Source organism: Bacteroidota bacterium, from assembly GCA_040388375.1.
In the GTDB taxonomy this organism is placed as follows: domain Bacteria; phylum Bacteroidota; class Bacteroidia; order UKL13-3; family UKL13-3; genus JAAFJM01.
The window spans coordinates 1-15,408 of sequence record JAZKBU010000020.1; the positions used below are offsets into that span (position 1 = coordinate 1).

11 protein-coding genes are annotated in these 15,408 nt (G+C 39.5%); 1 reads left to right on the top strand and 10 read right to left on the bottom strand.

What is annotated here, in order from left to right:
• The 10 genes from V4538_17035 to V4538_17080 all read right to left on the bottom strand — a co-directional run.
• The coding region (locus V4538_17035) for a PKD-like domain-containing protein (protein MES2382754.1) at positions 1-6,157 on the bottom strand (6,157 nt) is incomplete at its 3' end.
• 118 nt (positions 6,158-6,275) lie between these two features.
• Positions 6,276-6,884 (bottom strand): tail fiber protein, encoded by a 609-nt coding sequence (locus V4538_17040; GenBank protein ID MES2382755.1) that lies wholly within the window; start codon positions 6,882-6,884, stop codon positions 6,276-6,278.
• Between the two features lie 23 nt (positions 6,885-6,907).
• A complete protein-coding gene (locus tag V4538_17045) occupies positions 6,908-7,516 on the bottom strand; it encodes a tail fiber protein (protein ID MES2382756.1) in 609 nt (202 codons plus the stop codon).
• Positions 7,517-7,539: 23 nt separating this feature from the next.
• Positions 7,540-8,154, bottom strand: coding sequence for a tail fiber protein (locus V4538_17050; GenBank protein MES2382757.1), 615 nt, complete (start codon positions 8,152-8,154; stop codon positions 7,540-7,542).
• Positions 8,155-8,222: 68 nt separating this feature from the next.
• Positions 8,223-9,152: a formyltransferase family protein gene (locus V4538_17055; GenBank protein MES2382758.1), complete on the bottom strand. Its 930-nt coding sequence runs from the start codon at positions 9,150-9,152 to the stop codon at positions 8,223-8,225.
• Positions 9,153-10,280: an ABC transporter substrate-binding protein gene (locus V4538_17060; GenBank protein ID MES2382759.1), complete on the bottom strand. Its 1,128-nt coding sequence runs from the start codon at positions 10,278-10,280 to the stop codon at positions 9,153-9,155.
• A 239-nt stretch (positions 10,281-10,519) separates the two neighbouring features.
• Positions 10,520-11,071, bottom strand: coding sequence for an aspartyl/asparaginyl beta-hydroxylase domain-containing protein (locus V4538_17065; protein ID MES2382760.1), 552 nt, complete (start codon positions 11,069-11,071; stop codon positions 10,520-10,522).
• 12 nt (positions 11,072-11,083) lie between these two features.
• Complete coding sequence (locus V4538_17070) at positions 11,084-11,755, bottom strand: Fe2+-dependent dioxygenase (protein ID MES2382761.1); 672 nt, start codon at positions 11,753-11,755, stop codon at positions 11,084-11,086.
• Between the two features lie 16 nt (positions 11,756-11,771).
• A complete protein-coding gene (locus tag V4538_17075) occupies positions 11,772-12,281 on the bottom strand; it encodes a hypothetical protein (GenBank protein ID MES2382762.1) in 510 nt (169 codons plus the stop codon).
• On the bottom strand, positions 12,271-13,971 hold the full coding sequence (locus V4538_17080; protein ID MES2382763.1) for a carbamoyltransferase C-terminal domain-containing protein: 1,701 nt from the start codon (positions 13,969-13,971) through the stop codon (positions 12,271-12,273). The genes V4538_17075 and V4538_17080 overlap by 11 nt, the downstream gene beginning before the upstream one ends.
• A 449-nt stretch (positions 13,972-14,420) precedes the next feature.
• On the opposite strand from V4538_17080, the gene V4538_17085 reads away from it, so the two are divergent.
• Entirely contained in the window at positions 14,421-15,347 is a 927-nt protein-coding gene (locus V4538_17085; protein ID MES2382764.1) for a phytanoyl-CoA dioxygenase family protein, read from the top strand.
• The last annotated feature ends 61 nt before the right edge of the window (positions 15,348-15,408 follow it).

Below are 15,408 nucleotides of genomic sequence, written 5' to 3' on the forward strand. Positions count from 1 at the left end.
ATACGCTTAAAGTAGCAATACCACACGCATCAGTTGAACCATTGTTCACCTGAGCCGCAGTAATTGAAACGGTACCAGCTGCATTTAAATATTTAGTAATATTTTGTGCAGTAGCTACCGGGCTGATCGTATCAGCGATGGTAACTGTAGCCGTAGCTGTTTTAATGTTGCCGTTATTATCAGTTACTGTTAAAGTAACTGTATTGGCACCCACATTAGCACAAGTGAATGAGCTAGGTGAAACGCTTAAAGTAGCAATACCACAAGCATCAGAACTGCCATTGTTTATTTGAGCTCCTGTAATACTTACCGTACCAGCCGCATTTAAATATTTAGTAATATTTTGTGCAGTAGCTACCGGGCTGATTGTATCAGCAATGGTTACTGTAGCAGTAGTAGTTTTTATATTGCCATTATTATCAGTTACCGTTAAGGTTACTGTATTGGCACCTACATTAGCACAAGTAAATGAACTAGGCGATACGCTTAAAGTAGCAATACCACACGCATCAGTTGAACCATTGTTCACCTGAGCCGCAGTAATTGAAACGGTACCAGCTGCATTTAAATATTTAGTAATATTTTGTGCAGTAGCTACCGGGCTGATTGTATCAGCAATGGTTACTGTAGCGGTAGTCGTTTTTATATTGCCATTATTATCAGTAACGGTTAAAGTAACGGTGTTTGCACCAGTGTTAGCACAAGTAAATGAACTTGGTGAAACGCTTAAAGTAGCAATACTACATGCATCAGTTGAACCATTGTTAACTTGAGCCGCTGTAATACTTACTGAGCCCGCTGCATTTAAATATTTAGTAATATTCTGTGCAGTAGCTACCGGGCTGATTGTATCAGCGATGGTAACTGTAGCAGTAGCTGTTTTAATGTTGCCGTTATTATCAGTTACTGTTAAAGTAACGGTATTGGCACCCACATTAGCACAAGTAAATGAACTTGGTGAAACGCTTAAAGTAGCAATACCACACGCATCAGTTGAACCATTGTTCACCTGAGCCGCAGTGATTGAAACTGTACCGGCCGCATTTAAGTATTTAGTAATGTTTTGTGCAGTGGCTACCGGGCTGATTGTATCAGCAACGGTTACCGTAGCTGTAGTCGTTTTGATATTGCCGTTATTATCAGTCACCGTTAATGTAACTGTATTAGCACCTACGTTGGCACAAGTAAATGAACTTGGCGACACACTTAAAGTAGCAATACCACAAGCATCGCTTGAGCCATTGTTAACTTGGGCAGCAGTAATTGAAACGGTACCAGCTGCATTTAAGTATTTGGTAATATTTTGAGACGTAGCTACCGGACTGATTGTATCAGTAACGGTTACTGTAGCAGTCGTGGTTTTTACATTACCGTTATTATCAGTTACTGTTAAAGTAACCGTATTAGCACCTACATTAGCACAAGTAAAGCTACTAGGTGAAACGCTTAAAGTAGCAATACCACAAGCATCGCTTGAGCCATTGTTAACTTGGGCAGCAGTAATTGAAACTGTACCAGCTGCATTTAAATATTTAGTAATATTCTGTGAAGTGGCTACCGGGCTGATTGTATCAGCAATGGTTACTGTAGCAGTCGTGGTTTTTATATTGCCATTGTTATCGGTCACGATTAAAGTAACGGTATTAGCACCTACATTAGCACAAGTAAATGAACTAGGCGATACACTTAAAGTAGCAATACCACACGCATCAGTTGAACCATTGTTAACCTGAGCAGCAGTGATTGAAACTGTACCAGCAGCATTTAGGTATTTAGTAATATTTTGTGCAGTAGCTACCGGTCTGATTGTATCTGAAACAGTTACCGTAGCAGTCGTTGTTTTTATATTGCCATTATTATCGGTTACTGTTAAAGTAACTGTATTGGCACCTACGTTAGCACAAGTGAATGAGCTAGGCGATACACTTAAAGTAGCAATACCACAAGCATCTGAGCTGCCATTGTTCACCTGAGCCGCAGTGATTGAAACTGTACCAGCTGCATTTAAATATTTAGTAATATTTTGTGAAGTAGCCACCGGTTTCACTGTATCAGCTACTGTTACCGTAGCCGTAGCTGTATTTGTATTACCTGTATTGTCAGTCACGGTTAAAGTAACTGTATTGGCACCTGCGTTGGCACAAGTAAAGCTACTTGGAGAAACACTTACTGTTGCAATACCTGAAGCATCACTTGATCCATTGTCGATTTGTGATCCTGTAATAGTTACTGTACCTGATGAATTTAATTGTGCAGTTATATTTTGTGTTGTAACGGTCGGTGCTGTTTTGTCTATTGTATAGGTTTGTCCTGCAAAAGGCAGTGTAGTGCTTATTGCCGGGGTCATACCAGTTGAGTTATCAAAGTTTAATGTAATGGAACCATCACCTGTACCGGTGCTAACCGCTACGGTCCAGCTTGTACCCGAACCGCTTACAGTACCGATACTGGCTCCTGTTACACTGCCGGTTGTTGATAAGGTGAAATTACTAGCTGTTACGCCAGTAACACTTGCACCAAATGTTACGTTGTAAGTTACTGAAGTAGCGTTGGTGGTTGAACCGCTTGGTGTACCCCTGTCAACTGAGCTTATGGTAGTACCGGCAGCAGTAGTTAAAGTAAAATTGTTATTGGCGCTGATACAACCTGTAGTACTGTTTTTAACAGTGGCTATAAAATCGTAAGTATTAGCAGCGCTGGCAGGTATAGTCACACTAATCGGTGATGCCGGTAAAGTGGCGTTGGTCACCGCGCTGAAACTTGGCATAGCAGTAGTACCTGTTGTTATTGAATATTGGTTAGGGCTACCCTGAGTAGCTGAATAAGGTAAACTAAAACTAGTAGCAGTTGTATTTACATTGTTTACAGTACCCAATGTTATAGTTGGTTTTGGATTAACAGTAACCGTAATATCGGTTGCACTACCTACACATGAACCGGTGGTTGCCGTAGGTGTTACAGTATATACAATACTACCAGCGGTAGTATTGCTAGGATTGGTTAATGCTTGGTTGATGGTAGCACCATTGCTGGCACTTGCTCCGGTTATAGAGCCGGTGTTGGTGCCTAATGTCCATGCATAGCTACTGGCTACAGAAGCTGTTAAGCTGATATTAGGGCTGAGTCCGCTACATACAGTAGCTGTAGTAGCTGTGCTTAAGCTTGGAACAGCATTAACTTTTACTGTGGCGGTTGATGCCAGGGTTAATGTTGATGTTACCCATCCCGAAGTGCTGTTTATGTTTGTAAGCGTTCCGGTAAGGCCATGACCACTGTTGTCTGTAACGGTAGTATTAACAGCACCAGCGTTAAAGTTGTAGTAGCCTATCAGGCCGGTTTCTGAACCTGTTAAACCTGTTTGGCTCATCGATACAATTTCTGCATCAGTCGGGTTGGTGGTCCATACGCTCACCTCATCCAGTTGCCCTACCAGGTAATTGCCATTGATGGTATTGGCTCCGATATTAAAAGGGCCTGCACCGTGGCTGGCTGAAGTTGATGTAAGAACATTTTGCTTGGTTACAGCTCCGTTCAATACCTTACCTACTGTATATTGAGTGCTTGAGTTGAATGACATAAAAACATAGGTCCATTGGTTATTTGGAACAGTTATGGTAGATGTCACTACCCCGCATCCTTGGTCCAGACGAAGGCTACCTCCGGAAAGGATCAAACGAACCGATCCATAACAGGCGCCCGAATTACCAAAATTAAATAGTCCGCCATTGGCAGAAGTAGGGTATACCCACATCCCTATGTATTTATTACTACTACCTTGGAAAGAAGCCGGGGTGCCACTCGGTCCTGAAAGGCTTACATAGGCGTTTGAACCAGGAAAGCTTAAAGCATAAACCCCTGAACTTACCAGTAAAGAAGTATCGTTTTTACAGGTTCCCGAAGTAACCATCCTTTTATACCAAGTGGCCGCTGTAGTTGTTCCCGGTGAATAATCTTTTGTATTATTGGTTCCGCTTGCTGATGAAAATCCTGCGCCTGCACTGGTGGTGCTGCTCATCCATAAATAACTGTAAGTTCCTGTTGCGCCTGTTGGGGTAGAACCCGTAATAGTTGTTGGTGTTGCACCAGAACATACTGTTTGTGAAGTAGGACTGATGGTGTTTGCTCCTATGGCAGCAGATACTGTTGCACTGGCAGCCACATTTTGGGTAGTTCCACCTGTTGAAGCCACCGCAAAATTACCTGAAGGGCTTCCGGTGGCAGCAGTGGTTAATCGTACATATATAGTAGTGCTGCTTACCGAGCCTGAACTTGGGGTGAGCGATATACTGGTAGTGAAGCCGCTGCCCGAAGTAGTTGACACTTCAAAGCCTGTTGGCGGAGTAATAACAAGATTAGCCGTAAGGTTTGAACCTGATACAGTAAAGCTTTGTTCAGTAGAAACAACGCCCGCACAAGTTGTAAAAGCACTTAATGTGCCGGTTGCCGTGATTACCGGTGGTGTTACAACACCTACTGTAAAATTATTATTGGCACTGATACAACCGGTAGTACTGTTTTTAACAGTGGCTATAAAATCATACGTATTAGCAGCACTGGAAGGGATTGTAACACTAACCGGAGATCCTCCTAAAGTAGCATTGGTTACCGCGCTAAAGCTTGGCATAGCTGTGGTACCGGTTGTTATTGAATATTGATTTGGACTACCCGCAGTAGCTGTATAAGGTAAGCTGAAGCTGGTAGAAGATGTATTTACGCTTGTTACTGCACTAAGCGTAATAGTTGGTGTTGGATTAACGGTTACAGTTATATTGGTGGCACTACCTACGCATGAGCCGGTAGTAGAAGTAGGAGTAACTGCATATACAATGCTGCCTGCGGCAGCGTTGCTAGGATTTGTTAAAGTCTGGTTGATAGTGTTACCGTTGCTTGCACTGGCTCCTGTAATAGAGCCTGTGTTAGTACCTAATGTCCATGCAAAGCTACTGGCAACAGATGCTGTTAAGCTTATGTTCGGACCGGTTCCGCTACAGGTTGCAGCGGTGGTAGCTGTAGAAACACTTGGAAGTGCATTTACCGTTACATTGATGACCATATCAGCAGTGGCTGTTCCATCGCTTACACGGATGGTAAATGCATCACTACCGTTGTACCCGTTTGTGGGGGTATAAGAAATTGTTCCGCCCGGTGTTATATCAGTACTGCCTGAAGATGCTGTAGCTGAAGTAATAGTAAGTGTACCATTTGTTGGGGCAGATTGCTGTGTCCATGTCATTGGTTGACTGGCATTGGCATCATTTACGTGTAATAAAGAAATAAGGCTTGTAGCGCTTGCGTTCTGGCACACGCTTAAAGCCTGAGGGGTTGTATTTAAAAAAACTGGCGCTGTATTGGAAGAGCCCACGGTAAAATTACTGAACTCCCCGGTTGTTGGGGTAAAATTCCAAGGTGTAATATCATCAGATGCATAAGCCCAGTTGGCTGATGCGCATATACTTGCTAAGAGAGCTGCCTTGGTACCATTTGTTGAAACTTCGTTGTACTTATAATTATCAAAATGCGCGCTTCCACCCAAACCTATGGCAGTGGTGCCATTGGTTAAACTATCCGGAAGCTCGCAGGCTCCGTTGGGGTTGGTTGCCAAACCGGTTTGCCAGCCATTGGTTACCCCGCTTGCATTATTTCCGCTGTTAAACCCGAAGATAAAAGTAGGTGCGGCTTCGGTTCCCTGATACACCAACAGATTGTCGCCATTCTGCCCGAAAGGAGCTATCGTAGCATTCGTGCTGGTCCATCCTTCCAGAACCGTACACGTTCCAGTAGACGGGGTTGTGGTTACGGTCGGTGAGGCCGCACTGGTAACCGTAAACATAATTACCGTACCTTTACTGATAATCGAGCCCCCCGTGGCCCATGAAAAACGGCCCTCGCTTCCGTTTCCGAGCAATGGCCCGAAAGCGTCTGCATAATAGGCCTTATCCGAAAAATAAATCGTTTCATTGGCCGGGATATCCGCAAGCGTAACGATTACAAATGTTTTGGATGTGGAAGTGGTAAGATCACAGTTTAGCCCGATGATGGCAATATCGCCTTTAGAAATTGCAGCCTGTGTGGTTTTACTTCCAAACAATAACAGCTGAAGTAATAAGCAGGTTGATAATAAAATACGGTTTACAACCGGTGTGTAAATTTTTTTCATATTGTTTTTTTCATAATTGGCATCTCAAAAAAGTTTTGAGATACAGGGCAACCATTTAGCCGCCAAAAATACTAAAAGCCTGATTATAAATAACCAGGCTTTATATGTTTTATGTTAGTTAATTTCTAGACGGAAATATTCCGTACATACAAATAATATAGTTGAGAGCGGTATACGGTTGCAAATTAGAGTGTGGCAGATTACCGCCATTGTTGCCTAAAGCTACTGAAGCAGGGCCTCCTGTTGCTACCACGTTAGAAATCTGTACTGATCGGCTATCCATGCCCACGATGGTTCCTCCGCTGGCATACGAGGTAAGCATATTGATTGTATCCTGTCCAATATAATTGCCTCCCGGACTGCTTGCACCACCGGCAGTTCCTACTGCCATTATTTTAGCTGTTCCTGAGCCGATTCCCGGCTGTGCAACTGCCTGATGGTTATGTGCGGGTAATTGCGTTATATCCAATACAACTGTTTCTGTTCCTGTTTTGGCCCCTAATGCATAATTTGTTAATCCAGCACCCTGACCAGCTCCTAATGCTACACGACCTTGTAAATCAGGTAGCATAAAAGTGGTTGAGCCATCACCTCCGTAGGTAGTGCCAAGTATTGAAAAAAGAGCAGTGTTTGCACGAATTTGCACAACCTGTGCTGCACAATATGCCCAATTTTTAGGGGCAAAGTTTGATGCAAAAAGACGAATTTCTCCTATTGTTCCTTCCATTTTCGTTTTTGTTAAAATGTTAATTAATTTCTTGATGGGAAAATACCCTCTAAACAAATGATGTAATTTACTGCCAATACAGGCTGTATATTGCTATGGGGCTGTGAGCTTCCTGCAGCTCCTACAGCTATTGTTGGCAGTGCGCCATACAGGTTTGTAACAACTACAGACCCTGCATTCATTTCTGACAATGTACCTGAAGTTGCATAAGAAGTGGTTGCACTTGATGTATCCTCACCTAAAATATTTCCGGTTGGATTATCTACACCTCCTGCACCATTCACTCCGTTAAGAGTGGCAGTAAAAGTTGCAGTTCCTCCTCCGCCTGTTACAACGGCATTATGGGTATGTGCAGGCATTTGGCTTGTTGTTAAAGTAACGCCTTCTGTGCCCCATGCTTCACCAGTGCTTACTGCCGGTAATCCAGGCCCTTGGCCCGTTCCTACAGGTATGCGGCTTCTTAAATCCGGTAATGAAAATGAGGTTTGCCCATCACCACCATAATATGTTCCTATTACGGCATATAGTGCAGTATACTCAGCTATAGACATACTTTGTCCACCACATATTTGCCAGCCTAATGGGGCGAAATTTCCGCCAAACATTCTGATTTCTCCTATTGTTCCTTCCATGTTCGTTTTTGTTAAATAGTTAATTAATTTCTTGATGGGAAAATACCGTATATACAAATTACATAGTTCAGTGCAAGTGAAGGCATTGTATTGTTGTGCGGTTGGCTTGAACCATTCATAGCTACAGCTACGGTTGGAGCTGAAACAGTTCCATTAGATGTTACCACAGAAGCACTGTTCATTGCAACCGGGGTTCCGGTACCACCGGCAGCATAAGTTGCAGCTCCCGTACCGCTATCGTCCACTCCCAAGTAGTTACCTGTTGGAGATGCTTGTCCTCCGGCATTCACTGCTTGCAATACGGCAGTTCCTCCTGACTGGCCTGTAGACCCACTGGTTGTAGCCGTGTGCGTGTGCTGAGGCATTTGCGTAGAAAGTAACGAAACAGAATTTGTTCCATTCATTTCTCCCAGTGTGTAATAACTAAGTCCGGCTCCCTGGCCGGTACCTACTGCTGTGCGTCCCCTAAGATCGGGTAATCCGAATGTAGTTTGACCGTTACCTCCATAGGTAGTGCCAAGAAGTGCGAAAAGAGCCTGGTTCGTGTTAATGGCTAATAATGCGCCATTACAAAAACTCCAGGATTTCGGTGAAAAATCTCCCGCGAAAAGGCGGATTTCTGCCATTGTTCCTTCCATAGTTTTCTTTTTTTTTTGGGTTAATAAATAATAAATAGTTGTTTTATGTTTTAATCTTGTTTTTTTTATTAATGATGAAATAGGTCTCCCGCTTTTATACCTAAGGCAAAGAGCTTTACTCCTGACATGTATCCTTCTCTTGTAGATAAAATATTTAAACGTATAAATTTTTTATCTCTACAAGCTACAATCAGCCCATACAAAGCATCTGCATGTATAACCGTTCCGGGTTTAACTTCGGGTGGATTATTTACATCTGCCGGGGTAATTTCAAGCAAGCGTACTTCCATTCCTCTTAATTTGGTAGAAGCACCATCGTACTTTGGATTGCTTGCATTAACGAGACTTTCTATTTCATCAGCGCTTTGTTCATCCCAATTAATGGTTAATTGGTTTGTATCTGGTTTTTTAAAGAACGAAACTGTTTCAGTACTTTCTTCCTGCTTCTGTGCCTTTTTCAGCACTTCTTCATTCAGTAAGTTGTTTAATATATTTACTACTACCAAACCCATTCGTTGGGTATGTAAACCATAGTTTTCTCCCGGTATTATTGGTACTTCTTCTTTCCATACAACGGGCCCTTCATCAACTTGTTCGGTTATTTTATGAATAACCACACCACCGTTTTTTTCTCCGTTTTTTATTTGCCAAAAAATGGGGTCAGCCCCTTTGTATTTTGGCAATAAACCAAAATGAAAATTACAAAAACCTTTTGGTGGCATTGCCAATATTTCATTTGGAAATGCCCATGGAAAACCAAACACCCAAACGGCATCGGGTTTTATAGCTGCCAACCACTCTTTTTGTTGTGCTATCCAATTTTTCTTTTCAAAGAAACCAATTGTACTTTCTGCAACACCTAAACTAATAAGTGGTTGTTTCAGTATTTTTATATTTTTTTCTAGTATCCCAACTCCTGCTAAATGGCCATTGTCTATTAAAAATTTAATAGAAGGAAAAGCCAGTACATCACTATTACAAACAACCGCTATATTCATTTACACGCCAGGATAGGGGTTGTACCAACCTGAAGAAGGCACATCTAAAGCCTCTATTAAAGTTTCGTTATTTGCATATAGTGTATTTAGCTCCTGCACTATTTCTCTTTTTATATTTTTACCATTAAAGGTGTTTTTTATTAAGAAAACTTTTGCTCCATCGCCTGATTCCTGAGATGACATATTTATTTTGCCTCTTTGTGAATGAATAGTTGTTTCTGCAATTGTTTGTTTGAGGTCTTTTAAGTTTTCGGTATGGGTTACTGCCTCCTGAATCAGTAAGCCTGTTTCATAACCTAAATACGGAAAAGGGTTCTCTGCCATTGCTGTTAAATCATCTAGTTGGCTTTCATCTATATCTGTATTGCTGGTTACTGTAGTATATATAGTTACTTCTTCGCCTGCGCTATCAAATGGTTGTAATAAGAATGGTAAGCCTATTAATGGAGTTGTTTTATGATAGCCTCTTTCCACATATTCTTTTAAAAATATGCTAGCTTCTTCTCCACAAAAAGTAGCAAAGATGAAATCGGGTTGAAATTGGTCTATGTACTGAAATGTTGATTTTACATCGGCTAAGCTTCCGGGTATACTAACCGGGGCAACGGCAAATGGCATTGAAGCATTTTCATTGGCGGCCTGCATACCCATTTGAAGCATTAGGGAGAATGAATAGCCTGAATCGTAAATGCCACTCATAAACATACCTTTCAAACCTTTACTTTGAACGCCCCAATAACCTAGTGACCATATTTGTTGCCAAACATGGGTTGAGTTAATATAAACATTGGGTTGAAGTAATCGTGCATCAAGTATATGTTCACCTATATTATTGATGATAACGGGTGTTTTTGTTTTTGATAGTTTTTCTGCTAAAACCTGTAATGTCCTGTTTGAAATAATGCCTGTTATTAAATCTACATTGTGGTAGGTAATTAATTTGTTAATGGCAGTTTCTGTCTTTTCTTTTGAACCTTCTGCAATAAATTCCGGGATAAATTCTATTGCATAATCTCCACTTGTGGTTAATGTTTTTAATCCACGTTTTACACCTTGTTCAAAGTCTTTGCCTACAGGTAAAATTGTTGAAGAGGGTATTAAAAGACCTATGGAGATATTTTTTGACATTTATTTAAATTTTATTTGTTCAATTGTTTGAGCTCAAATGTTCGTTAAATAAATAGTAATAGCAAGGGGGAAAGTACTCTTTTTTCGTAGTATAAATACTCTTTTTTAAAATACTGTTTTTCGATAATTAGCTGTTAAACAATTGTTTGTAATTATATTAACAATTTTTTAATCTTGAAAGCGCAGATTTTAATTTCTTTTTGAATAAGAAATAATATGCCTGAAATGGGGTGAAGTGTTTACTTAAAAAAAGCCATTAGCCAGTCATTTACTTTGCAGTCCATTACTAAGTGTATGCGATCGGTTGTGCCTTTATTATTTACACTATGGTAATAGTTAAAATTTAGAAACCAACATTCGCCTTCCTGCATCATTACCCGTTCTTTATTTAGATAAAATTCAAGTGACGGATTGGTGGTTATGGGTACGTGTATTCTTACCTCGCCATCTTCTATGGCTAATCCGTAATCTCTGTGTTCTTTTATATTGGAACCGGCTTTTAAACTCAATAACCTCACATCAATTTTATCGCATTTAAAGGTATTGATTACTTCGTTTAAATAGGTAGATTTTTTTAAATGAATGGTATCGGCATAAATACCTAAGCCTGTGGGGTCGGGGAATATACGGGTTGGTTCGCCATTTACTGAACGCAATGGAATAACGGTCCAGTCGCCAGTATAATATCCTTTATTAAAATGGGGTATCCATTCATCTTCTCTAAAATTATTTATCTCGTGCTGCATTTTTTGTGCATCGAAAACAAAGGGTAGTTTAAGTTTATCGGTCATAGGAAACAATAGTTAAATAGCCCACATACGCAGTATGTTGCTATGTATTTGTTGTAATGTATTGGCCTGCTCTGTTTGCTGGTTTTGTAATAGTGTTTCAATGCACTGTTGCATATCGAAAAGTATTTTCCGTTGCTCGCTGTTTTTTACCATGCTTTCTATCCAGCTTACGGCTACTCTTCTTTCTCCTTTGGTTACTTTTTTTACCTGATGCAGTTGGGTACATGGGTAGCATATAGCACTACCTGCCGGTAGCTTATATAGTTGTGTGCCGCTGGGTGTCTGTAGTTCCAGTTCTCCGCCTTCATATTCATCGGGGTTGTTTAAAAAAATGGTAATGGCTATGTCGGTACGCATCATATTACCCATTAGTGGGCTGTCAACATGCCAGCCGTATTCCATACCTTCGGTATATTTACTGAATAAAAACGGGTATACGTTTTTAATAAAGGTGGCATTTCTAAACAAACTACTTTGGTTGAGCGAGGTTAGTATAATTTGTTGTAAAGCCATTGATGTCTGGCTTTGTGCATCTATTTGCAGGTTGTTTTTTACTTGCTTGGCTGCTTGTGTGGCTGTTTTTTTTCCATTATCAAATGTTGCCTGATTGCTGATGGTTTTAATTTGTTGCAACTGTTCTGCGTTAAGCAGGTTTTCAATTGTTAAGTATGTGGCGTGTAACATAGGTATAGTATTTTGTTTAATCTCTTAACCATTTTAGCATGTATGGATAAGGTTTTGCTTGTTTAAGTGCTGCTTGTTTTTCATCGTAACATAAGCCTATCCACTGTAAGGTAGGTAGCCCTATATAATTACCTTGGGTATATAAATCCAGGTACCAGTCTGCTGAGCCTTTGTAACCATCAGGATGAAAAACAATTTTTGGGTCTAAATTTAAATAGGTAATGGCTGCATAACTCCATGCTATAGACATTAACTCTTCACCCATGGCTGTTTGCTCATCTTTAGCCTCTCCTAAGTTACCTCCCACTAATGTTCTTTCGTTTTTAGGAATAACAGCTAAATGGCCTGATTCATGTAATAAATCTCCAGGGTATAACAGTTTATCGGTATCTATATGAATGACGCCTTCTTTTATTAAAATACCGGGTAAAAAGGTAGGCTCATCAATTTGCATATAGTTTGTTTCAATTCCTATTTCATTGATAAAGTCAACTATTTTTTTTGTTATTGTTTCTTTATTGGGCATTATTTTTTTCAATTATAAAATCGTCAATTACTAAATAATCAAGCTGACTATTTATAAAAAAATCAATGGCTTGTTCAGGTGTTTCAACTATGGGTGTTCCTCGTTTATTAAATGAGGTATTTAATACAATACCATGTCCACATAATTTTTTTAGCGCACTAATTAAACGAAAAAAAACAGGATTGTCATTTAAAGTTACTGTTTGCACGCGCGAGGTTTTGTTTTTATGTACTACATCTTGTAATAACTCTTCATATTCGGGTTTAATGGTGTTAACTAACAACATGTAAGGCGATGATTCGTCATGCTGATAATAGGTAGTTAAATCTTGGGCTAAAATGGATGGTGCAAAAGGTCTGAAATCTTCGCGGTTTTTAATAGCTGAGTTAATAAAATCTTTTACTCCTTTGTTTAAGGGGCTGGCTAATATGCTTCTGTTGCCTAAAGCCCTTGGCCCAAATTCGGAGCTGCTTTGGAACCATCCTATTACTTTGTTTTGGTTAAGTAAACGGGCTGTTAACGATGCTATGTTTTCTATTTTACTAAAACGTATTTTTTTCTCATAGCTATCAATGGTTTTTTCTGTTGTTTGTTTCGGATAACTATATCCAAAATAGGTATGGGTAGGAAATGTTTTCTTCTCTTTTTGTAAAACCTGCAGCCAGCCATAATAAGCACAACCTAATGCCAATCCATTGTCGCCCGATGCGGGTTCAATGTACAGGTTTTTTATGCCCAACTCTCTTTTTATACGCACATTGGCCAACGCATTTAAAGCTACTCCTCCCGCATAACATAAATTGGTAACGGGGTGTTTTTTTGTTCGGTGGTATAGGGTATATAGTATGGCTTCTTCTAATTGTTGTTGTGCCCAATGGGCAATATTGCTATAGTATGAAAAATTGTTTTTTAGTTGTGTAAAGCTTAAAGCCGGATTGGTAAATTCTTTTAAAGTGCTTTCGTTGAGTAGTGCCCTGCCTTCTTTTAAGGTAAATGCTTTTAACTTAATGGCATTGGGTTTACCATAGGGAGCAAGGCCCATTAACTTACCGGCATCGTCCATATTGCCGAAACAGTAATTGCTTATAGCGGCATAAAAACCTCCTATAGAATGGGTGTTGGTAGAAGGTCGTAAAATATAACTGGGCCTGCTTAAATCTAATACGGAAAAGTCTTTGATTAATGAATTGAGTTGCCCTGCTTGGTAATGGTAAAAACTATCTTTTTCACAATATAATTTATTGGGATGATTAAGCATTTCTGCTTCGTTTAAATTAGCAGCTCCGGCTATATCATCGCATTGCTCATAAGGGCTGCCTGTACCGTCTAATATAAATACATGTGAATCGTTAAAGGGTGAAGTGCCTATGGCACTGTACGCATGGGCTAGGTGATGTGATATACTTACTACTGGTACTTTAAAATTGGCAGGAAAAATACGTTTGCCTTGGTATTGGGTAAGCTTAATTTCATCTTTTTCAAAGTTGGCGCACTGTACCACTAAACTTAACTGGTCAAGGGTAATGCCTGCTGCCTGTAAACAATATTTTATGGCATCAGAATCATTACCGCCATCATGCTTTACTCTGGTAATGCGTTCTTTTTCTATACCCACTAATACTTTACCATCCTTTAGAAGAACAGCGGAACCATTATGTGATAGGCCTGTGCCTAATATATAAACTGCCATTAGTTGGTGTTAGTTGTTTTTAAAAGGGTGGGGTGCTTGCTTAATTGAATTGTTTTATAGGTATGGTAATTGGTTTTTATCATATAGCATAGATAAATATTGGTTTTAACTAATGCGCTCAATAATTTTATTGTTATTTAATGGCTGAGAAAATAGGTGAAAAAAGTATTTCATGTTTATTGTTTTTTCATTTTGGTTTCAAGCTATTTGTTATTCATTTTTTTATAGGTAAGTAACACGAGAAATTGTTGTTGTCTACAGGTGTTCCTCTTTTATAAGGGATTACAAATGGTATATATTTAAATATTAGAAAATCGAAAATATGGGGTAAGCATAGTGTAATACAATAGGGAAAACACTCTTTTTTGCTAGTATAAATACCCTTTTTGCATGATGACGTATTTTGTTTATAGTAAACTAATTATTTTGCCTTGCATAAAATTATATAAGTGAATATATTAGACGTAAAGCAAATAAATATATTGAATGGTTTGTGGCAAAAGGCTGTTAATATTAAGTCAAAAAAGGCTGATTTTAGCTGGCATGAAGCGGTTAAAGTTTTATACCAGTTAAACATTGGTATGGAAGAAACTATACAATATTTATATTATAATAAACCAAGCTTTGAAGTGTTTTTAACTTGGGTGGAATCTAAGAGTACCAAAGAGGAAGAAACAACAGTTGCTCATGGGCAGGTACTAAGTGCTGATGATTTACTTTTTTGGGAGCAGAATGGTTATATAGTTATAAAACAAGCCGTAACGGAACAGCAGTGCATAGATGCAAAAAATGCGATATGGCAATTTTTGGATGCCAGTGAGTATGATGAAAACAGCTGGTATAAACCTCATCCTGCTAAAAAAGGTTTAATGGTTGTTTTTACGGAGCATGAGGCTTTGCAAAGGACGCGTAATTCGGCTCGTATACGCAGTGCTTATGAACAACTTTATAATAGTACGGATATTTATAAAACAATTGATAAGGTTAGTTTTAATCCTCCGGAAACAAACAAGTATAAATTTATGGGTAGCTCACTACACTGGGATGTAAGTTTGGCTTTGCCTATACCTTATAAATTACAAGGTTTATTGTATTTAAATGATGTGAGCGAAGAGGGTGGAGCTTTTCAATGTGTACCGGGCTTTCATTTACAAATAGCTGATTGGATGGACCATGTTCCGACTGGTGTTGATCCGCGTAGTTATGCGATAAGTAATTTAAAGCCTGTATCTGTTGCCGGCTCTGCAGGCGATTTTATTATATGGCATCAGGCATTACCTCATTGCGCATCGCCTAACAAAAGTAAAGTGCCACGTATGGTTCAGTATTTAACTTATTTGCCAAACAATTTAAAGGAGCAGGATAAGTGGATATAAAATGCATATAATGTAAAATAAAAAAAGGCTGCTTTTTGAAGGCAGCCTTTTTTATGAGTTA